This window comes from Leptospira neocaledonica (assembly GCF_002812205.1).
GTDB classification, from domain to species: Bacteria; Spirochaetota; Leptospiria; order Leptospirales; family Leptospiraceae; genus Leptospira_B; species Leptospira_B neocaledonica.
Genome location: NZ_NPEA01000004.1, coordinates 425,652 through 446,806, shown reverse-complemented (window position 1 = coordinate 446,806; position 21,155 = coordinate 425,652). Strand labels below are relative to the sequence as shown.

Below are 21,155 nucleotides of genomic sequence, written 5' to 3'. Positions count from 1 at the left end.
TAATTAAAGAGAGATATTCGTGAACATGTATAGTCCCACCCTTAGCGCCTGAGCGCGAGCCAAGAATAGAGATAGGCCAGGTGCCAATCATTATATAACTGCAAAAGTAGTAAAAAGTGAAAATGGATCGATTGATTTGATTATTCGAGACCACACTAATAAACGTGATAGCGGCGTCTCGTTGTCAAAATATTTGGAAAATAGTAAGATTCATCAAATAATGCTTTAATAAGGTAAGAACAATGCACTTAAAAAAATTAAAGTTTCTATTCTTAATATTCGTCATTGGATTAAATTGCAAAGCATCGCAAAATAATCCCGAAAATTTTAATTCAATAGAAGAATCTAAACAAAAGCAAGTCGAAGGGGTTGTTAATTACGGATTTAGTCCAAGTAAGCGATATTTAGGTCTTGTTCGAAATTTCCTTGGATTGAAAGAATTCGCCAAGGATGCCATAATTAATGATTTCTGTCTGGAATTGGATAAAGTTCAAAATAGAATACGATTCGGCTTTATTGATTCTGGGGAGGAAGAAGTAATCTCAATGAAGATAGAACGAATAAGCGATGATATTTTTAAAATTACAAGCAAGAAGAATACTGCATTTATTAGAAAATATCGAAAAAATGGGGATGAAGGCTTATATTTGTCCTTTGACTTAGAAAGTATAGAATCCGACGCGAAAGAGCGCAAGGCGGAAACGGAAAAAAAATATGGTGTAACTTACGTACAAGGGCCGTTGCTGGTCGATTTTTCTTTTGAACGATGTATCGGAGATTTGTTTGCACAAACTCAATTTCAAAAAGGGGAAGAAACTTTTTCGAAGGAGGTGCAAAAACATGGGGCTTGGGGAGATAAAGGGGGAAAGTAAAAATAAGCGTAAATGATTCGTGGATAAAAATTGCATTTAAAATTATTAATCGACCTTCAATATTGAGAAAAGAATTAATGAACTCTTTTGGTTAAAATATAGAGTATTATATTCTAATTGTCTTTTTGTTTTCGTATATTGATTTGGCCAATGCAGTGCAAAATCTACGTAAAGTCTTTCCCTGAAAGAAATGAAATCCTCAAGCAAGCTGCATCTGAAATAGGAAAGAATAATTAAGGACATCTAACCCCGCCAGGGATGCACAGGGCGTAAGTCCCGAAGCGTTACAAAAAAATATTTAATAAAATTCTAAATATCGCGAAGGGATGAGGGCGACTGCCCGAACCCGGAGCAGCCCGGTCCTCGCGTCTGCGAGGAGGCGGCAAACAAAACTCTAATAACAAGTCTCAGAACAGTGAATCGTTTATTTGGCCAATGCTTTCCAAAGAGTTAAACCGGAAGCATGCAAAGTTTCTGCAGAAAGTCGGATATAACCACCTTTGGCCATTTTTACCATTCCAACAAAACTTCCGTAGCATAAGGAAACGAGTTCCATAGAGCCAAGATCAGATCTGATATCTCCTCTAGCTTTTGCTTGTTCTAAAAATGTGCAAATGAATTCCATTGTTTGAGAAGTCGCCTTTTTGCTGGCTTGATCTAAATAAGGAGAATGGTAGTGTAATTCTAAAAATTCAAACGCTTCCGGATAACGATGGTAGAAGGTTGCAAGTGCCTTCCATAAATGTATGAATAAGTCCTTGGATTTTGCTTTTTCCGGATAATTTTCTGCAAGAGTTTCTCTTAGTTTGTTTTTCCAAAAACGATATAGCTCGTTTACCAATTCTTCTTTATTTTTATAATATCGATATATGGTTCCAGCGCCTATACCTGCATCCTTAGCAAGATCTGGTATAGGAGTTGCTTCAAAACCTTTTTCGGTGAATAACCTTAAGGCAGAGGTGAGTATTCTTTCTTTTTTATCTTCCGGATCTCGAACTACTGGCATTTGGTTTTCCTGGAATTAGGGAATGGAACCGAAGAATTCCACTTCTCTTTGTAATATTACACCTGTTTCTTTTTCCACTTTTTCTTGGACAGTACTTACAAGTCCATATACATCGGAAGCCTTTGCTCCTCCGATATTCACTATAAAATTACAATGTTCAGGAGAAATTTGGGCTCCGCCTATTTGTAAACCTCTTAGGCCTACCTTGTCTATGAATTGCCAAGCTTTGATCTCTTTTCCTTGCTCGTCGAACACCTTCGGGTTTTTGAACATGGAACCGGCACTTTTTTTGTTCTGGGGTTGAGAAGAATTTCGTTTGTCTCTTTTTTCTTTGAGAGAAGCTTCAATTTCTTCTAAATTTCCCGGCTTTAATTGGATCTGAATGGAAAGAATAATGGAATCTTTTCTTTTTAAGAATTCGGTAAATCTATATCCGTGCTCTATTTCGGAAGGTTTTCTTTTTAGAACTTCTCCGTTTCTTAAAAATTCTACTTCTTGGATAAGGTCAAAAAGTTCTCCTCCATAACATCCTGCGTTTTGGATAACTGCTCCTCCAGTCCAACCTGGGATAGTGCTCAAAAATTCTGCGCCTGTATATCCTTTCTGAGAAATTTGGCGGAAGATTGGAGTAGTATTAGTTGCTGCTCCTACTTGGAAGAACCCTTCTCCCAAATCTTTGTATTCCTTAAATCCTCCGGAGAGTTTTAAGATCACAAAATCATCCGGATGATCTGAAATGAGAATATTAGTGCCGCCTCCTAAAATTTTCCAAGGCAGGTCCAGTTTTTTGAAAATGGAAAGAGTTTCCAGGATTTGTTCCTGGGTTTCAGGCTCGGCTATTAGGGGAGAAGTCCCTCCGATCTTAAAGGAGCAATGAACGCTCAAATCCTGATTTTCCCGGTAGGGTAGACCGGAATTTTTTAGGGAATTCTTTAGCTCTCGGATCTGTATTTCGGAAAGAATAGCCACTTTATTCAAGTTTCTCCGTTCGGATCTAGGAGCAAGAAAAAAGTCTAGGGCCTAAAAAAGGCTTATGAGAAGAGTAAGTCGGTCCGAACATTCTTTTAGGGGCCGAAAGAATATGTTTTATTTGCTCTTGCAATCCGTGTATCAAGATTATATCACCGGAAGATCGGATAGGGAAACTTATATCAATTCCGTGATCCGATTGGCTATGGACCAGGAAAAATTAGCCGGTCTGGTATAAGGTCCACTTCTTCAAATCCCAAAAACCTACGTTAAACGTAGGTTTTTTCCGTTTCCTCTTTCCATTCCTCATCTTCTTCCCAAAGTTTAGAACTAGAAAGTTTTGCCTCGGCTTGCGAGTAAATTCTATCTTCTATTCGATTTAATAGAGTGTTTAACCCGTAACCTTGGATGGCGGATACATAGATCGTATCCAGATCCGCTTCTCTTAGAAGTTCATTCCGAGCTTCTTCAGGCAATCCGTCTATTTTGTTGAAAACTAGGATTCTTGGGATGTCAGATAGATTCAAATCTTCTAATATAGTTTCAACTGCTTCCATCTGTTGTCTAAAGTCAGGATTGGAAACGTCGACTACATGGACAAGAAGATCGGAATCTCCCAACTCCTCGAGTGTCGCTTTGAATGCGTTCGAGAGTTCCGGAGGAAGATCATGGATAAATCCTACAGTGTCGGAGACTATGATCTCTCTTTCTTCCGGGAAACGTATCCTTCTGGATGTCGGGTCCAAGGTTGCGAATAACTTGTCTTCGGATAATACGGAAGAATTTGTCATCGCATTCAGTAGAGTGGATTTTCCCGCGTTCGTATAACCCACGATACCACAGACAGGGATCTCGTTTTTCTTACGTCTTCTTCTCGCGATCTCTCTTCGTTTTTTTAAGGATTTAAGTTCTTGTTCTAATCTGGAAATTCTTTCTTCTACTCTACGTTTTCCGATTTCCAGTTTGGTTTCTCCAGGTCCTCTTCCACCAATTCCCCCGGTGAGCCTGGACATATTATCATCCAACTCGGAAAGTCTTCCTTTCAGGTATTTTAACTGGGCGAGTTCGACTTGGAGTTTACCGTCTCTGCTTGTTGCATTTCTTGCAAAAATATCCAAGATCAATTGAGTTCTATCTAAAACTTTCAGATCCGCATAATCTGAGATCTTCTTTGCCTGAGAAGGTGTAAGTTCTAGATCGAATACTAATAACTCCACCTGTTTTTGGATGGCTTTTAATACGATCTCTTCTAATTTACCCTTTCCTAATACAGTAGAAGGATCTAAACGATTTTTTCTTTGGATGAATGAGTCAACTACGTGAACTCCTGCGGTTCTGCAGAGTTCTTTTAATTCTTCGATAGATTGTGCTGGAGGGCGTATCCTATTATTTTCAGGATATACACCTACTAAGAAGGCCCTGTTTTCTTTTTGGGCACCTTTTAGGTTCTTACGATATCTAGTCATTCTTCCTTCGATGTCCAGAATTTCGTCCAGTATACCTTCTTCCAATTGTCCCGGAACCTTTTTAGGAAGAACGGTCCAAGGTTCTCCTTCTTCGTCTTCCGGATTTACGTGCGCGGAATAATAGGATCTGGGAAGACCCTTCTCATCCATTGTGACCGCAGTTATATAATCTAAACGTAATAAAGCTAAGTCGGTAAGATCTTCCTGGTTCAGACTTTCTTCTTTCAGATGGCTATGAACCAAACGAAGACCTCTTAACCTGGCCTCGGATGTTCTGATTCGATCCAGCCAAGGGATATCGATAGAACTATCCGATCCCACGATCACGTGAGTTACGTATCCGTTCCTATCGATTAGGATTCCTATTTGTCTGCTGATTTCGAAGGAAAGTTCTGTGAGGGTTCTGGAAACTTCGGGCGTGATAATCACGTTTTCCCGAATTCTACGCTCGGAGAGTTTTTTGAGTCTTTGGATCTGATTGGACTTGAGTCCGGAAAGGTTTCCGCTGAGCTTACTGATAAATTTGCCTCTTCTCTAAGAATTAGACGGTACCATTTTCCAAAAGGGGAGTCAAGCAGTTCCGACGACAAAAATGTGAGAAGATCGAATTCTATAGATATAAAGGTATAGATGGCAAATCTGTATCCTGTTCTGGAAAGAAATTATTACTTTTAAGGTTACATTACTTGCAATGATTGATTTGGCGTCAAAAAAAGGTAAACGCACGATAACGGATGGTCGAAAAAAAGAATAGAGGCTGGCGCAGGGAAATGTTTCTTGGACCAAAGCTTGCTTTTCGATTAAAAGAATGTTTGCCCCATTGAATTTCAGATTTTTATTTCCAGGCTTATTACTGATCGCCTCCTTCGGAGTCTGGTTTTCACCTGTTTTGGCTCAAACTCCCGAAGATACTAACAATCCTTCCGAGGTAGGGAACAATTCCTCTGATACTGAGGATACTTCTTCTTCCGATACACAAGAAACCGATAAGAAGAAGCCTAAAAAGCCGGTTTTAGATCCTGAATCTAAACGTTATAATGATCTTTTAAAGACCGGTTTATTAAAGGTTTTTGAAGCAGAAGCCACGCATAATTTCGGCAGATTGAAAAATTTTGGATTAACCCATCCTATCCCAAGAGTCAGAGCAGCGGCTGCCTTGGCTTTGGGAAGATTGAAAAACCCAGTAGGCGTTAAGATCCTTCATCAAATGATTGATCGTGACGGAGAGTGGGTACGCCAAGCGGCATATAAAGGACTCGCGGATATAGGTTCCAGAAGTTCATTAGATTACTTTTATGTAGGCGCTAAGTCTTCCGACAGAGAGATCAGAGTTGCTTCCTTCCGGGGAATGGGAAAAACATTAGATCCTGGAGCAAGAGAAGTTCTCTTAAAAAAAGGTCTCAAGTCCGACGATAAGGAAATCGTTAAGGCCACTCTTTTAGGCCTTGGATATTACCAAGTTCCGGAAGACCTTCGCATTTTTATAGATTATCTGAATTCTGAAGATGAAGAATTCCAAAAGGCAGCAGTCGAAGCTCTGGGTAGGCATAAGACCAGGACTTCCATGAAAATTTTGGAAGATTCTTTCAAAGATAAAACGAATCTCAGAAACCAGATCCTGGATACTTTAACAGAACAGAAAAATTCTTTCGCGATCTTTGCACTATTAAGAATTCTTAATGCCAATTCCGATTCTGAAAACATTGTGAACGAGATCAGCGCTAGATTATATAAATTAAAAGCCGTCGGGAAATATATGACCATTATTTCCGACAACACTCCTCTTCTGAAGGAGCCTTATGTTGGAGCTCCTAAAATTCGCGATTTGGAAACGGGAGAAGTTGGAAAAGTAATCAGCAAAAATTCGGTAGCATATATCATTCCGATAGAAGGTCAGAGAATCGAAGACTTTTACTATAAAGTTTTGGTAAACACTAAATACAAAGACGCATTTACTGAAACTGTCCAAGGTTGGGTGTTTGGAAAATATATCCAAGTTAGGGCCATTTCTATGCCTAAAGAAGAGAAGGAAAAAAAGAAAAAACCGAAAAAGCCTTCTATCCTAGATGATATGGAAACTTCTGAACCGGCTCCTAATACTCAGAGCGAGAATCCGAATCCTTAATCAAGTTTCCTCTTTTCCTTAAGGCAGTGCATTTGGGATATGGATTTTGGCCTCCGGATATATATAATAAAACTATAATGTTTTATTTTCCGTTTTAAAATGACCGATCTTTCTAAAGTTTTATCCGTTTTTGAATTTGCATCTAAATCTGCGGGAACGGAGATCTTAAAGTTATTCGGAAAGGAATCTATATTCGATCTGAAAGATCCGATGCAGGTTTTGACCCAAGCTGATTTGGATTCTCATCGTGTTCTGGAAGAAATTCTCAAAAAAGAATTTCCAGGAATTCCGTTGGTGATGGAAGAACAGAATAATCACGAACCTTTTCCCGAAACTTTTATCGTATGCGATGAATTAGACGGCACCACTTTATTTTCCAGAGGGATCAAAGAGTTCAGCGTAATTTTGGCTTATGTGGAGAATGGATCTCCTCAAGTGGGATGTATTTATTTTCCCGCATTGGATACTTATCTTATTTCTCAAAGAGGAGTCGGGACTTTTATTAATGAGAAAAAGATTCTTCTGAAAAAAGGAGGAAGTCTGGATCGTTCCGTTCTTTCTCTCGAGATCAATAATACTTTCCAAGATGAGGACTATCGTTGGATTGCAAACGCAAGTAAGAATACTTTAGCGACCCGTGCTTTGGCTGCGACTGGGGCTGGATTTTTAGAATTATTAGAAGGTAAGACGGATCTATTCATGAATCTGAGTGGCGCCAAGATTTGGGACTTTGCGGCAGGAGTTCTAGCATTGGAAGAAGCAGGAGGGATCGCTTTGGACAAAATAGGCAATCCTTTGAAATGGGATAGGATCCGCATGTCTGCTTTATTAAGTAGAGACAGAGATTTATTAAAAGAAGTTTACCGACTTAAACCTTAGATCATTCCTTGGAATATGCAGGAATTTCTAACCATTTTGGATTCTAAAACGATCGATACCATCACGGTAAGTATCCGGGTGGGATTGATTATTTTTTTTGCGGGCGCTGTAGGGTGGAATAGAGAAGGGAAAAATCATGGAGCCGGTTTTCGGACTCATATCCTGATCGGTCTTGCTTCTACGGTTTTGATGTTATTATCCATTTTTATTCCGGAATTTTATTCCGTAGTGGGTGGAGATCCTTCTAGGATTGCGGCTCAGGTAGTTTCCGGAGTCGGATTTTTATGTGCGGGTGCGATCATGAAGTTCGGGCTAACCGTGAAGGGGTTGAATACCGCTGCTTCTATCTGGATTGTTTCTGCGATCGGTCTACTTGTTGGAGCAGGTTTATACTTTGCCGGATTTCTAACTACCGTTGCAACTTTGATCATCCTTGTATTATTCGATCTGGTGGAAGAGAGATATTTTGGAAAATACGAATATAAGGTTTTGATCCTGGATCTGAAACAGAAAAAATTCCACCGAAAAGGGTTTAAGGAATTATTATTAAGAAATAAGTTAAGATTAGTTTCAGAATCTTTTATGCAGGATTATCAAGCTAAAAGTGCACAGATCAAACTTACGATCGCGATGCCTCGGGATTTCGATATTCTGAAGATCGTGGACGAATTCCGAAATTTGGCGGATGTTATAAAGATTAGCATTGAATCGACTTAAATTTAAGGACTGAAGATCCGAAAGGTGCGGAGTTAGTATTATGAAAGCTCCAAATATTTTCCGATCATAATCGCGGTTTCTTCTAAGATCTTTTCATCCGGAATATCGAATCCTTGGAGTACCATATACGTTATGATATCGTCCATGGCTCTTTGGGCGATCAAAAGAGAAGCCGGTTCGGACCTTAGCTTCAGATTTTTTCCGAAGTATTCCAGCAGTTTGAAAACTTCTTTTCCGATCCTTTCTCTTTCTATTTTTTTTACAGCAATTGAAAGTTCCTGGTCTGCAAGATAAAGTATTGCAAATTCTTTATGTAGTTTTTTGTTCTTTAAGGCGGATTTTCTCATCCTAGTCAGGATTTCCAAAATGATCTGGACGATATCCGCAGTTTCAGGAAGAGATCCGATAGTTTCTGAGGCAAGATTACCGTAAAATTCCTCGCTGTATTTTCGGATCACTTCTAATGCGATATCGTTTTTGTCTTTATAGTACGCGTAGAATGTTCCGATAGAAACTCCCGCTTCTTCAACTATGTCACGTATCCCCGTTTCATCGTATCCGTTCCGTTTTACGAGTTTATAGGCCGCTTCTATAAGATTCTCTTTTCGAGCGATAGAACGATCTTGTACCGGGTTTCGGACTATTTTTTTCTTTGGGTCCATCTCTAAAAATGTTTGGGAAGGATCAATCTGCCAAACAAGCGCATTTTCCATTTTTTATAAAATATGAACAAGGTTCAAATTTTAATTTACATTCCATTTTTGTTTTCGTCTTATATATGAACTATGTTCATATTTTGGAGAATTCAAATGAGATATGTAAAGGGAAGTTTTAGTTATCTTTTGATTTTTGCGATATTGCCGATTTCTGTTTGGAATTGCGGTAAAGTCGAGAAAGGGCGTTTTTTTAACGACCAGGCTTACCATTTTCAAACCATAAGAGCCTTAAATGATGCCCGCAGCGACGGGGCTGAAACTGGAGAAGTTCTAGAAGCGGTTAAGAATATCAAAGAAGGAGATCCTCAATCCTGGTTTTCTGCCTGGGAGAACCTGGGTAATCAAGTGCTCGAGAGGGCGGATCAGATCCAAGATCCAATGAGCAGAGGCCAGGCATATTTAAGAGCGCATAACTATCTGCGCACAGCAGAATTCTTTCTAGACCCCGAAGATGAGAAACGACCTTCCGCTTTTGATAAATCCGTGGAAGTTTTTCATAAGGGTTTGGATTCTCTCGGAGTAAAATACGAAAAGATCCGAGTCCCGTACGGAGAATATCAATTAAATGCGATCTATTACCCTGGACCTTCCGGTGCAGATCATAAACCTTTGATCGTTCTTGTAGGCGGTTTCGATTCAACTTTGGAAGAGTTGTATTTTGTTCTTGTTCGCGGAGCTTATGAGAGAGGATTCAGCGTGCTTACGTACGAAGGGCCGGGCCAAGGCTCCGTTTTGCGAAAACAAAATTTGGGTTTTACTCCTGAATGGGAAAAACCGACGAAAGCAGTACTCGACACGTTTTTGGCCTCACATACGAAACCTCCCAAAACAATTTTGGTCGGTATGAGTTTAGGAGGATATCTTGCTCCCCGCGCTGCCGCATTTGACAAGAGATTTGATGGAGTAGTTGCTTATGACGTTTTGTATGATTTTGGAGAAGTTGCAGAACGTACCGTTCCTGGGATCATTCTCTGGCTAGAAAAGAAGAATTACGATAATATAATCGAGTTTCTAGTTACGATCAAATCCTCTTTTTCTCCTAGTTTTTCTTGGGGAGTAAAAAATGGGAAATGGACAATGAAGACAAAAACTTCGGGCGAGACTTTAAAAGCCTTTCGGGCTTATACTTTAGAATCCTCGGCGGAAAAAATTAACCAGGATGTTCTAATCCTAGCCGGGACAGAGGATCATTTCATTCCGATCAAACAAGTAGAAGACTTTAAACGTAAATTAACGAATGCAAGAAGTGTCACTTCAGTACTATATGATCGTGCGTCCGGCGGCGGGCAGCATTGTCAATTGGGTGCTCAGGCATTATGGCAAGCGGACTTTTTCGATTGGATGAAAAGGTTCGAAAAGAAATGAGGATCGGTCGTTAAGATCGCGACAGGGATCGTAGCGGAAATCCGGCGATGCACCATCGAAGCATATTTTCCTTTAAAAGGATTTCATAATTCGTTTAGAAAAAGGTCGCTTTGATGGTGCTTCGCTGCCTAAGGGTCGCTCAAAAGGTCCTCGCAAAGCGAGGAGTCGCCCCAAAACCTAATGTTACAATTTCGAAATCTATTTATGTCCTATTACTTTTTTCGGGAATCGATGTAAATTTCGGAATTTGCTATGCTTTTTAGGCGTGTATAAAATGCTTCTGACCTGGATATATCTGGTGAATTTCGCCTAACAGCCTGTTTCAAAGGTGCGAAAATCCAAGTCCAATGGGTTTGAAAACCCTTCTAACAAATGGCCGAAAAAAGAACATCGATCCCTTCGGATCTCGCACAAGAACTTGTAAAAATCATCCGACTTCTTGCCATGTCCGGCAAAAAGAATTTTAAAAAATATCTCTATGATCCGTTTATCTACGCGGGTTGGGAAAAGGAAAAGTCTCATTCTGCACTTGCTGCGAGCAAGATGATCGATAAGATCCAAGAGGATTCTAATAATCCTTCTTATTTGCATACTCTTCCTCACCAATGCAAACGTTTGATCTCTCAGGCAATTATAGAAAGTCTTTCCGCTTTGGGTGACTCATGCATTTTCTTTTTGGAGAAGATCCAAGAATCCGGAAGTATAGCTTCTTCTCCGGAAGCTTTGGAATTTATAGCGGTATTAGAAAAACCTCTGAAAGAATTCGAAAAAGTTACCAGTAGTAATAATGAAAAACTTTTCGAAGACTCTATTAAAAATTTCTCTAAAGAAGAATTAAAATCCGCTTTCGAACCGGTGAAATTGGATGGGACAAGACAGAAGGTATATTTAGATACTGAAGTTCATACTTTGTATCAACAGATACTTTCTGCGGCAAAGGTCAATAATCTGGTCCGTTGTAAGAAACTACTTTCGAGATACATAATTAACTACAGTGATTCGGAGACTTATAGCGAACAAGAGGTGGAAAATCTTTTGGACGCATTAGGAAAACGTGAAGTCGGGTTTAAAGAGGACTTAAAAGATTCTCTGGCTATAGAACTTTACTTTTCCATAACAAAGGGTATATTGGAAGGGAATGCGAAGAAGGCGATCCAAGGTATTCGAAAATATGCTCATATTTTCGAAGGGGATCCGAACACAAAGTATTACTACGAAATAGACTCCTTAGAAAGAAAACTATATGGAATCATCCAAGCGAAGGATTTAATGAAAGAATTAAGGAAGGGTGTGTAAATGGCAAACCTCACATTCAACGAAAAAGTGGACGGAAGCAAATTGATCCTCAAAGTTGCAGGAGAAATTGATGCTAAAACCGCTCCGGATCTAAAAATCAAATTAGAAGCAGCGGTAGGAAACGGGATCAAGACAATCATCTGTGATTGTTCCGCTCTGACTTATATCGCTTCTGCAGGGATCGGCGTTTTAAACTCCATCCAAAAATTTTTGAAGGAAAAATCGGGTGAGATCGTTTTCTGCAGCCTTAAAAAGGAAGTAAAGGATACGATGGAACTTATGTATTTCACCAAAAAGGTGAGAGTATTTCCTTCTTTAGATGACGCGTTAGGCGGAGTTTGAATCCTCTCATGGATTCCTTTCCGGAAAAAATCCTATATTACTCCGTCGATCTGGATGAACTTTCTAAAATTCGGGGAGAGGTCCGCGAATTTTTGGGAGAGGACTGTTCTGACATCGTCAAAGGCCGGATCGTATTCTGCCTTGACGAAGCTATGACTAACGTAATAGAGCATGGATTTTCGGAACCGGACTCTTCTAAAATTGAGTTAAGAATGAAAAAAAATAAAGGAAGCTGGAAGTTTTCCATCCTGGACCAAGGCGTTCCTTTCGATCCCACCAAAGAAAAAAGCGAAACCTGGAAGGAATTATACGAAAGCGGGGCCGACGGAGGTTTCGGATTACGTTCCATTAAGAAAATAATGGTCGTACGTTACCAACGTCTCAAAAATCCTCCGCGTAACAAACTTACTCTGATCCATACGAGATAATAAGATGATTAAAAACAAATTCCTAAGAGCGGTTCTGCCCGGGATACGGGCGAAACTTTCCTTTTTTACGGCCGCATTGGTCATCTCTATATTAGGTTTTACCTCAATAATCCATTATTCCCAACAGACAAAAGCTTTAGAAGAGAAGCTGGAGTCGGAGTTAAAGGCTCCTTTGGAATACGTGAACTCCGTCGTTTTGGATCTGGAAAACCTGAGCCGAAGTATGATCTTGATAGAAGAATTCAAGGTAAGGGTTAAGGAGAAAAAGAAACAACTTAGTAAGTTTAAAAGGACAGTCGTTCAGAAGGAAGGCGGACTCTTCGGGGCCTTAAAGGCATTCGGTCAATCCATTGGTTTGAATGTTAAGAGAGGAAATGTTTATAAATCCGTAGATACTTATTTTACAAGATATCTTTCCGAAAAAGAGATCCAAGAATTCGAGTCCAAGGTCCGTAATGAATTAAGGAAAGAGAATGGAGCTCCGATCGATGCTCCTGTTTACGAGCGTATCAGATCTATCGCAGAAAAAACAGCACTTGCAAGGATCAGCTCGGAAACTTCTAGGATAAGAATAGAAGAAATTGGAGAAGAACTCAAGTTTCTTGAAGCTGAATTAGCGAAAGCAGACTTAGATCCTAAGAAAAAAAAGACCTACCTTTCCGATAAAGATAAGCTGGAAAAGGAAAGAAAAGCTTCGGAAAAAGCCATCCCGGATGGAGAAAAGAAGGCAGCCTCGGGAGAAACAGCTTTAACAAAAGCGCTTCAGAATTTTTTTAGAGGTTCTTTTAAAGATAGAATATCCTCTTTAGGACTTCTTCCGGATAAAATTAGAATTTTAGCATATGATAGAGTTGGAAAGGAAACCTTGGATACGGGATTACTTTTCTCTCAAAGTTCGGAAACCGGTAAAAAATTACTCAGCCAAGCCGATTTTACTGAAAGTCGAAAAGGCCTTTTTGGAGATACGGATGTTCTAGAAGTTATCCAAAACAAATCAGAGCCGGAAAGTTATGAAGTAGGTGGAAGGCAATACGAAGTAGTTTATCGTCCCGTTTTTAGAAACCCGAGCACCGCGGAAAGATCCAGATCTATGGCAGAAGAGATCGTGGAGAACTCCAAAGATTGGGAAAAGTATCTAGAAGAAGATAGAAAAATTTCCGCAGAGATCGCAGAGATTTCCCAACGACTGAAAAGCAGAATGTCGGAACTTCGCAAAGATGGAAAAGCTAAACCTTCTTCCGATAAGGAATTCAAAAACCTAGCTCTGGCTTATAGACAGATGCTCAAGAAACGAGACACTAAGTTAGAGCAGTTACAACCGTATGGTTCTGCTTTTGAAAAGAATGAAAAAAAATGGGATGATGATCATAAATCCTTAAAAGACAAGATCGCGAGCACTTCTAAAGAAATTTTGGAATGGGAAAAACTGCTGAAATTCCCTCCAAAAGAAGGAGAGAATAAAACTTCTCCGGAGGAAATCCAGGAAAAGATCAGAGTTTTAGAATCCCAGGAAGAAGAATATAAAGATTCTTTAATTCGTTTGGAATCTACTAAGGGCGATTGGGGAAATTCCTACGAGCATAAGGCAGAGGATGCGTTTTATGGTTTGAGAGAAGCCGCTTTGGAAGATTTCACCTTTATTCCTTTTAAAACAGGGCCGGCAGCTATCAGGAGATATTATAAGGACGAAAATGAAAGAAAGTCCGTTCGGATCAAATGGAGACTTTTGAGAGAATGGATCCTTTCCGGAAATTCGGAGACTGAACTTCCTAAAACTCCTAAGGGAATTGCCTGGGATTCTGGAATTCTGGTCCGAAGCAGAAGTGAGGCCGAGGAGGTGATGTGGACCTTGGATTCTACTCCTCTTGTCGCCGCAGGGGACGAGGAAGGTAAAGGTTTGGTTTATGATCTTCTCCGCAAAGACTTATTAGGATATAATATTATTGTAATAGATAGGACAGAGGGTGTCCGCCAGATGAGATCCAACCGAGAGGAGATGATCCGATATACCGGGATTATCGGAACCATTGCAATTTTATTAGCTTATGGTTTAGCTTGGTTCGTTGTCCGGAGGATCAGGATCATTAGTAAAAATGCTGAATCGATCGGAGAAGGTAATCTGAATGTGGAATTTCCTCCTGCAGGTTATGATGAGATCGGGATTTTGAGCGAATCTTTGAACAATATGGTTCATGGTTTGAAGGAAAGAGAAGAGATGAAGGGGGAACTTCTCGCGGCAGGAGAGATCCAGAAGCGTCTTCTTCCTGAAAAACTTCCTTCTAGTTTGAATGATTATGTTGAATTCGGTGCATTTTATAAGGCGATGACCGGAGTTGGCGGAGATTATTACGATTTTATCGAATTGGGCGGAGGAAAGATTGCGATCTGCATCGGTGACGTTTCTAACCACGGTGTAGGTCCTGCGATTGTGATGGCTCTTTTTAGGGCTCAGATCCAGGCTATTCTTCGAAAGGGCGAAAGGGATCTGAAAAAGATCTTACTCGAGGCGAATGCTTATCAGTATGAGGATACTCCGGATCATATTTTTATCACATTCTTCTTGGCAATCTTCGATTCGAATACTTCCAAATTAGAATATATTTCCGCAGGTCACGTTAAGCCGTTGTTCTTCGATGCTTCTGATGGGAAGATTAAAGAACTTCCTGCTGGCGGTTTGCCTATCGGTATGGATGAAAATTCTTTCTTCGAAACTACGATAGAGAAACGAGTACTAACCTTGGATTCGGGGGATATTTTCTTCGAATATACAGACGGTTTGGACGAGGCGCGAAGCCCGAACTCGGAAATGTACACGAGAGAAAGGCTCGCAAAACTTTTGCATGCAAACGGAGAAAAACGTCCGGAAGAATTGATTAAGACGATCGTTGCAGACGTAGAATCTCATACACAACAGGATCTAAGTGCGACAGGATTTTCTAATCTTTCCGATGATATCGCGATGATCGCGATCCGGAAAAGATAAAAGTTCCTGATAAATATGATAATGTAGGAGAACGCTGTAAGTGCGTGTTGGAACTCCTACATTACCATCATATACAACCGAAAAAAAGATTTATGGAAGGATCAAATCCTTCCAATCTTCTCCTGTATTGGAAGGACAAAGATATACTTCTCCTTCCGAGTACTTGTTCTTATTTTTTCTCCAAATAGAAAGTTTGAGATCCGCTTCTTCTAAACCTGTTTTTACAACTTCTCTTAACTCAGAGATGGATTTAAAGGTCCCATCCAAGACTCCAGTATTTTTTGCATCAAAGTCGGCTCTGGATTTTTTAGTGAAAGATTCGAAAAATTCTTTTTGGGTAGATTCGATTTCTTGAATATTCCCTTCTTTTCTGAGTGAAGCAACTTTTGCTCCTTGGAACAGATCGAATGCGGAATTTCCTCCCATCACTGCAAGAGTCGCTTCCGCTAAAGAATAATATGCGATCCCGGGTCTTAAAAATCCGCTGAATGCGTGAATCTGTCTCCCCCCGTAATTTTGTCTTAATACAATCGAGACAACAGGAATTTCGGAGAGAATATTCACATCCAAGGATTCTCCGCCTATTTGTTGTATCCTTGCTCTTTCTTGTTTGGTGCCTGGGACGAAACCAGGAGCATCAGAAATCATTAATAAAGGAATAGAATGTTTGTTTGCAAATTCCGTGAATACTCTGAATTTTTCCGTTCCAGGTGCGTCGGGAGAACCTCCTCCCTTCGGTTGGTCCGCGATGATTGCTACAGTTCTGCCTTGTATTCTTCCGAGTCCGGTGATTAAACTAGAGCCTGGGTCCCATTCTCCGAATTCTAAGAAAGTGTTCTCATCTAGAATTTTTTGGACGATTTCTTCTTTCATATCGTAGGAAACCGTGATCTCGGTCGGGAGCTTGATTTCGTTCCGATTCCCTGAAAAATTTTCGATCTCTCTATGATTTAACAAATGGAAAAACTTTTTAATGGTATCATAAGCCTCAGATTCATTTTTGGCCGTGAATGTCGCCCATCTTTTTTTATTCGAGAATTCTTTATGGGCAGAAGCCTTACTCTTTTCATTCGGTTCTAAAAGTAACCATACATCTGCTTCCGAAGTAAGTTCGGAAACTCTAAGTCCTTCCGGGTTTTTTACAAAATGTAAACAGGCTCCTTTAAAATTTTGTAATGCTTTTTGGAAATCCCTTCTAGGTCTTAAAGAATCGTAATCATCCAGATGAGAACTTCTAAACCATTTGTTTCCATAAACCAAAAGTAAACTTGCTCCTGTTTTTTCCGCTATCCGAACGGATTCTTTTGCTTTGATAATGCAAGGAAGAGAATGGAATCCGTCGCTGGTTCTTGGACCCATCGAAAGTACAGAAGTCTCTCCCAATCTTACGAATCCGGAAACTAATGATCCTGAACCGGAATAGTTTTCTTTGATCGGTAGAAAAAATCCGCTCTCAGAGTGATGAATTAATTCGTTCTCATCTAGGACATTCCAATTTTCTGATATGGATCTTTGGATTTTGTTTTTTGGGAGAAGTTTACATCCCAATAAAGAGTCTTGAATTCTTCTGATAATCCAAATGAGCTGGATCTTATCGTTAGCCACAAAGTCCACAGTGCCTGTGGCTTGGCCCATAATCTTAGCGCCGCCAATCTCATAGTTGGTGAACTTCTCACCGGTTACGGATTCGATTACGGAAGATCCTGTAAGAACTCTGTATGATTCATCTTCATTTAGAAGAACTTGTAAAGAAGCTTGAGAAGAGCCATAAACATCCAGCCCAGTAGAGGAACCTGTTCCTACTGCGACTGTAAAACAAAGATTAGGTCTATCTTCCGAATTATATTTTCTAAATTCTGATCCGTATTTTTTTTCTGTTTCGGAACATACCTCTTTTAAAATAGGATCCGAATGTGATTCGATTGCAGCCCTGAATTCGGAGGCTTTCAAACCTGCACTTAAGAGTGAGTTCATAAAGAACCCTTCAGCAGCTCTGTTTAAAGAAACCATTCCTTCTTTGATATTAGCGCCTGCTCCATCGTTCCAGATATATAAAGGAAGGTCTTTTCGATAGGCATAGTATGCGGCTGCTATATATTTTCTTCCCTCTAAGTCACCAGTGGCTCCGCCAGCGACTCTGGAATCTTTAAAAAAACATAATGCAGGTTTCCCGCCGATCTTTCCTTCGAAAATTTTAGCTCCTGGGGTATAGATCTCTTCTTTGCCGGTTTTAGGATTTTTTCTGAGAAGTCCGTCCGTTCCTGGAATTGTGATCTCTTTTGCAGAGTCTATATCGAATATTTCGGAAACCCAACATTCCAAAGGCCATTTTCCTTTTTGGAAAACAGTCAAATCTTTGGGATCCGTTCCAGTGCAATACGGAAACCTAGGGTCGTTAGGATGAGCGATATCCATCCTAAGTTTTCCATCTTTAAAGAAGAAGGAAAGAGTTACAGTCTTCTCCGTATTTTCTGGAAGGAAATCCATGGTAAATTGACTATACAATCCATGTAGGAAGAAGCGAAGAACGGAACCAGATGATTCCATTATATTATTATAATTGAATACATCTTCATCGTTAGATCCTGGATCAAATTTAACTTTAAATCCGGAAACAAGGACTTCTAATCTGAAAATATCTACTTTTTTGAATATTTGGGAACCTTGTAGGATACATGCTCCTACTTTCGCGGTAGTTTCCAGGTCGAACCTAGAGGTTTTCTTTTCAGACTGAGCGCTCAAAGTGGAGAAGAGTATATATTGTTTTTCTTTTTCAGTTTCTAAAAAATATAAAAAATGCCCGGGAGTAGGGGAGAATAATCTCTTAATACTTCCTTGGGATTGCCAATGCGCTAGTTTCTTTTGGATCTGAGAAGTTAATGATTCATCAAAGTTTTCCGGAATCAAAGGTAAACTTTCTGAAAAAGATTTTATGAATTTTTCTTCTAAGATTTCGGATCTTTCTTCAGAGACAGAAGACCAAGGTGATTTTAGAAAACGCACGTAATCGAATACGTGTTTTCTGGAAATGGTTGTATCTCCCCCTTTGAATTTTTGGGGACGATTTCCTCTGGAGTTTAATATTTTTCGGACTGTTTTTTCGAGCGAGCTTTCCTTCTCTCTTTCTTCTAAATATAAAATCCCGTTTAATGCAAGGTCTATAGAAGGAGTCGGAGGAGCGTAAATGGAAAGTTTTTCCAAAAGTTTTGCAACGAGCTCTTTTCCTTCTCTGAGATTCGCATAGGCTTTTACTAAAAATATGAATGCATCTTTTTGGTTTTTAGTTCTTCGAAGTGGATTCCAAGGTTTTATTCCATAATAATGAAATGCATTTGATAAAAGTTTTTTCGTGGTTTTAGGCGGATTATATCCTTCTGTGTCCCATTCTGATAGAGCTCTTTGTATTTCTCCGTAATGAGAAAATTTTGTTCCAGGATCGGAAGAAAATATTCTTCGTACTAATACATGGAATTTCAAAAGTTCGATATAGAAATTTCCCCATTGTCGGTTTTCCGAATCAGAAAGTTTGGCAAATTCGAAATTTGAAAGTATAGAGTAGATTTTTTCTACTGCATCTTGTTCTCTGAACGTTCCCAATATCCAAGACTTCAATAAGATTCTCAGATCGGAGCCTGAAGTTTTTTGTATGGAAGTAGATTTTTGCTCTGCATCTGTTTCTATAGAAGGCCAGATTTCCCAAATGGAGCCTTCTGAAGCATTATGATTATCTAATTCTTTTTTGGTCTCAGATTTTTGTTCCGTTTCTATTTTTGCGAGTATTTCCCCTTCGCTCAATCCTTTGCCTAAAACCATTCCTGAGGCAGTCATTCCTCTGACTAATTTGTTCCTGTCGCCGTGTTCTAGTAGATAACCTAATTTTCCGCTAACAGGCGCGGTCAGAACTGTCTCCATTTTCATTGCGGAAATGACTAAGATCGGATCTCCTTCATGGATGTTTTCTCCTTCTTTCCATGTCTCATTCGTTTGTGGATTATTGCATATCTTTACGAATGTTCCCTGGAAAGGAGAACGTAATACGCCTTCGTTGGATGTGTTATTTTTTTTATCTTTAGATAAAATGGAGAATCTTACGTATCTGAGTTTTCCTTGTTTGTCTGGAAATCTCACTAAATGAAAAGAAGGTCTACGATCTACCCGCACAGGAATGGTCCTTCCTGCGAATTCTACTAAAAATTCCTCTCCCAATTCTCCACTTAAGGAGACTCCGATCGTTCCAAAATCTTTTCCATTTAGTAATATCCTATAACTGGAAATGGAAGTTCTGAACAAGCGGGTCTTATAATTTTTTGTTTCCGACTTTAATTCGAATTCATAAAGGGAATATTCCGATTCTTGGGTATGAAGTAATTTAGGAAGGTCCCTGTCTCTAAAGGATCTTTTCAAATCATTTTCGGTTATAAAAACGGATTCAGCGAGGGAACAGATGACTGCTCCTTCTTCTTCTGATTCCTTTTCCGGTTTTGTAAGCTCTTCATTATTAGATAAAATTAAATTATCATATTCTCCTGAACGGAATAGATCATGTCTTACTAGCTTGATCAATTGTTCTATATTTGTGGTGATCCCTCGGATGTACAGATCGGAAAGCGCCCTTTCCATTCTGAGGAGTGCCTCTTCTCTTGTAGTTCCCGTGGTGATCAATTTTCCGATCATTGGATCGTAATCACCTAATACTCGATCACCTTTTCTAAATCCAAAGTCACAACGTACGCCGTTGAATGTGGGGAGTTCCAGATCTTTTATTTTTCCTGGAGAAGGTGAATAATTTTGAAATGGATCTTCTGCATAGATTCTGCATTGAATAGAATGATTTCTGTCCGAGAATCTTCTGCGGATCACGGAGTCGTAAGGAATCTCTTGTTCTCTTCCGTCAAAAAATAAAATTTGCCATTTGGCCAAATCGATTCCCAGTGATTGGTCAGTCACAGGATATTCCACCTGCAATCTTGTATTCATTTCCAAAAACCCGAAATTACCTGTTTCACAATCTAGTAGGAATTCCACGGTTCCCGCGGCGCATCCTTCGGAGTATCCTGAAATATGAGCGATCTTTTCTGCGGATGATAATAATTGTAATAAGGTCCTATCGTCTAAAAAAGTTTCTCCGCTTTCTTCCACGACTTTTTGGTTTCTTCTTTGTACTGCGCATTTTCGGATTCCCACCGCGGTGGAGTTGAAAATTTGCACTTCAAAGTGAGCAGGTCTTTCCACATATTTTTCAAAGAAGAAGGTTCCGTTTCCGTAGGATTGGACACCGATTCGAACAGCGCTTTCTATTGCAGGAAGTAGTTCTTTGGAATTTCTAACGATGACCATTCCTTTTCCACCGCCACCACTATCCAATTTGATCATGATTGGATAACCGATTCGTTCCGCTTCCTGGACGGCGATCTCTTCTCCGCCAGTGATGGGTCCGCTTCCTAATAAAAGAGGGATTCCGTTCTCTAATGCCAATTTTCTGGCATCCAGTTTGTTTCCAACCTTTCTCATTACGGAAGCCTTGGGGCCCATAAATATTATATTTTTATTATATATAAGGGAGGCTTCCTCTAATGATTCTACGAATCTGAAATCTTCGGACAAAAATCCGTATCCAGGATAAACTGCATTTGCATCGGAAAGTAGAGCCGCAGCTATGATTGTTTGGGAATTTGTATATTTATCGGAACTTCCTATGTAGATGATCTCGTCAGCTGACTCATACCAGGATTGTTCTCTGTCGGGGTCGGTAACTACTGCAACGGAGCGAATACCTTCTTCTCTCAACGCTAAAAAAAATCTTTTAGCTATTTCTCCTCTGTTCGCGATCAGTACTTTTTTTAGAGTTCCTTTTCTTTCCGGTAAAATTTCTTTTTTTTCGGAACGCCCAGGATTTAAAATTTTAAGCTCTCTAATAACTGAATCTATTTCAGGAATACTTAATATTCCTTGGGTAAATGAATCTGGTTCTGGTTTTCTTGTTGGTATCAT

At 39.7% G+C, this 21,155-nt stretch carries 15 protein-coding genes; 10 read left to right on the top strand and 5 right to left on the bottom strand.

Going from position 1 to position 21,155, the window contains the following annotated elements:
* Window positions 1–242: 242 nt before the first annotated feature.
* The gene (locus CH365_RS09165; RefSeq protein WP_100768254.1) at window positions 243–872 is read left to right on the top strand and encodes a hypothetical protein; all 630 of its coding nucleotides are present in this window, start codon (window positions 243–245) and stop codon (window positions 870–872) included.
* A 424-nt stretch (window positions 873–1,296) separates the two neighbouring features.
* On the opposite strand, the gene CH365_RS09155 is transcribed toward CH365_RS09165, so the two are convergent.
* Both CH365_RS09155 and murB read right to left on the bottom strand, forming a co-directional pair.
* Entirely contained in the window at window positions 1,297–1,878 is a 582-nt protein-coding gene (locus CH365_RS09155; RefSeq protein ID WP_100768252.1) for a TetR/AcrR family transcriptional regulator, read from the bottom strand.
* 15 nt (window positions 1,879–1,893) lie between these two features.
* Complete coding sequence (murB, locus tag CH365_RS09150) at window positions 1,894–2,847, bottom strand: UDP-N-acetylmuramate dehydrogenase (protein ID WP_100768300.1); 954 nt, start codon at window positions 2,845–2,847, stop codon at window positions 1,894–1,896.
* A 112-nt stretch (window positions 2,848–2,959) separates the two neighbouring features.
* Here murB and CH365_RS20120 point away from each other — a divergent pair, with 112 nt between their 5' ends.
* Window positions 2,960–3,085, top strand: a complete 126-nt coding sequence (locus CH365_RS20120; RefSeq protein WP_279305031.1) for a hypothetical protein — start codon at window positions 2,960–2,962, stop codon at window positions 3,083–3,085.
* Window positions 3,086–3,116: 31 nt separating this feature from the next.
* On the opposite strand, the gene hflX is transcribed toward CH365_RS20120, so the two are convergent.
* Window positions 3,117–4,787, bottom strand: coding sequence for a GTPase HflX (gene hflX / locus CH365_RS09145; protein ID WP_341865139.1), 1,671 nt, complete (start codon window positions 4,785–4,787; stop codon window positions 3,117–3,119).
* Between the two features lie 346 nt (window positions 4,788–5,133).
* Here hflX and CH365_RS09140 point away from each other — a divergent pair, with 346 nt between their 5' ends.
* From CH365_RS09140 to CH365_RS09130, 3 genes are all read left to right on the top strand, one after another.
* Window positions 5,134–6,438: a HEAT repeat domain-containing protein gene (locus CH365_RS09140; RefSeq protein ID WP_100768299.1), complete on the top strand. Its 1,305-nt coding sequence runs from the start codon at window positions 5,134–5,136 to the stop codon at window positions 6,436–6,438.
* A gap of 99 nt (window positions 6,439–6,537) precedes the next feature.
* Entirely contained in the window at window positions 6,538–7,317 is a 780-nt protein-coding gene (locus CH365_RS09135; protein WP_100768250.1) for an inositol monophosphatase family protein, read from the top strand.
* Between the two features lie 15 nt (window positions 7,318–7,332).
* Window positions 7,333–8,034 carry an MgtC/SapB family protein gene (locus CH365_RS09130; RefSeq protein WP_100768249.1) on the top strand — a complete coding sequence of 234 codons (702 nt, stop codon included), beginning with the start codon at window positions 7,333–7,335 and terminating at the stop codon, window positions 8,032–8,034.
* 38 nt (window positions 8,035–8,072) lie between these two features.
* On the opposite strand, the gene CH365_RS09125 is transcribed toward CH365_RS09130, so the two are convergent.
* Window positions 8,073–8,747, bottom strand: coding sequence for a TetR/AcrR family transcriptional regulator (locus CH365_RS09125; RefSeq protein WP_244283079.1), 675 nt, complete (start codon window positions 8,745–8,747; stop codon window positions 8,073–8,075).
* Between the two features lie 96 nt (window positions 8,748–8,843).
* On the opposite strand from CH365_RS09125, the gene CH365_RS09120 reads away from it, so the two are divergent.
* The 5 genes from CH365_RS09120 (at window position 8,844) to CH365_RS09100 (ending at window position 15,164) form a co-directional block, all read left to right on the top strand.
* Window positions 8,844–10,115 carry an alpha/beta hydrolase family protein gene (locus CH365_RS09120; RefSeq protein WP_100768248.1) on the top strand — a complete coding sequence of 424 codons (1,272 nt, stop codon included), beginning with the start codon at window positions 8,844–8,846 and terminating at the stop codon, window positions 10,113–10,115.
* A gap of 372 nt (window positions 10,116–10,487) precedes the next feature.
* Window positions 10,488–11,411: a hypothetical protein gene (locus CH365_RS09115; RefSeq protein WP_100768247.1), complete on the top strand. Its 924-nt coding sequence runs from the start codon at window positions 10,488–10,490 to the stop codon at window positions 11,409–11,411.
* Window positions 11,412–11,753, top strand: coding sequence for an STAS domain-containing protein (locus CH365_RS09110; RefSeq protein WP_100768246.1), 342 nt, complete (start codon window positions 11,412–11,414; stop codon window positions 11,751–11,753).
* A gap of 8 nt (window positions 11,754–11,761) precedes the next feature.
* The gene (locus CH365_RS09105; protein ID WP_100768297.1) at window positions 11,762–12,181 is read left to right on the top strand and encodes an ATP-binding protein; all 420 of its coding nucleotides are present in this window, start codon (window positions 11,762–11,764) and stop codon (window positions 12,179–12,181) included.
* A 4-nt stretch (window positions 12,182–12,185) separates the two neighbouring features.
* Window positions 12,186–15,164 (top strand): PP2C family protein-serine/threonine phosphatase, encoded by a 2,979-nt coding sequence (locus CH365_RS09100; protein ID WP_100768245.1) that lies wholly within the window; start codon window positions 12,186–12,188, stop codon window positions 15,162–15,164.
* A gap of 90 nt (window positions 15,165–15,254) precedes the next feature.
* Here the strand turns inward: CH365_RS09100 and CH365_RS09095 are convergent, their stop codons facing one another.
* Window positions 15,255–21,155: a carboxyl transferase domain-containing protein gene (locus tag CH365_RS09095; protein ID WP_100768244.1), complete on the bottom strand. Its 5,901-nt coding sequence runs from the start codon at window positions 21,153–21,155 to the stop codon at window positions 15,255–15,257.

Bases quoted from the DNA above. Each gene is read 5' to 3' on its own strand.
- CH365_RS09100 (WP_100768245.1), top strand. From the start codon at position 12,186: ATGATTAAAAACAAATTCCTAAGAGCGGTTCTGCCCGGGATACGGGCG.
- CH365_RS09110 (WP_100768246.1), top strand. From the start codon at position 11,412: ATGGCAAACCTCACATTCAACGAAAAAGTGGACGGAAGCAAATTGATC.
- CH365_RS09095 (WP_100768244.1), bottom strand. From the start codon at position 21,155: ATGATACCAACAAGAAAACCAGAACCAGATTCATTTACCCAAGGAATA.
- CH365_RS20120 (WP_279305031.1), top strand. From the start codon at position 2,960: ATGTTTTATTTGCTCTTGCAATCCGTGTATCAAGATTATATCACCGGA.
- CH365_RS09120 (WP_100768248.1), top strand. From the start codon at position 8,844: ATGAGATATGTAAAGGGAAGTTTTAGTTATCTTTTGATTTTTGCGATA.
- CH365_RS09125 (WP_244283079.1), bottom strand. From the start codon at position 8,747: ATGGAAAATGCGCTTGTTTGGCAGATTGATCCTTCCCAAACATTTTTA.
- CH365_RS09130 (WP_100768249.1), top strand. From the start codon at position 7,333: ATGCAGGAATTTCTAACCATTTTGGATTCTAAAACGATCGATACCATC.
- CH365_RS09135 (WP_100768250.1), top strand. From the start codon at position 6,538: ATGACCGATCTTTCTAAAGTTTTATCCGTTTTTGAATTTGCATCTAAA.
- CH365_RS09165 (WP_100768254.1), top strand. From the start codon at position 243: ATGCACTTAAAAAAATTAAAGTTTCTATTCTTAATATTCGTCATTGGA.
- CH365_RS09155 (WP_100768252.1), bottom strand. From the start codon at position 1,878: ATGCCAGTAGTTCGAGATCCGGAAGATAAAAAAGAAAGAATACTCACC.
- CH365_RS09105 (WP_100768297.1), top strand. From the start codon at position 11,762: ATGGATTCCTTTCCGGAAAAAATCCTATATTACTCCGTCGATCTGGAT.
- CH365_RS09115 (WP_100768247.1), top strand. From the start codon at position 10,488: ATGGCCGAAAAAAGAACATCGATCCCTTCGGATCTCGCACAAGAACTT.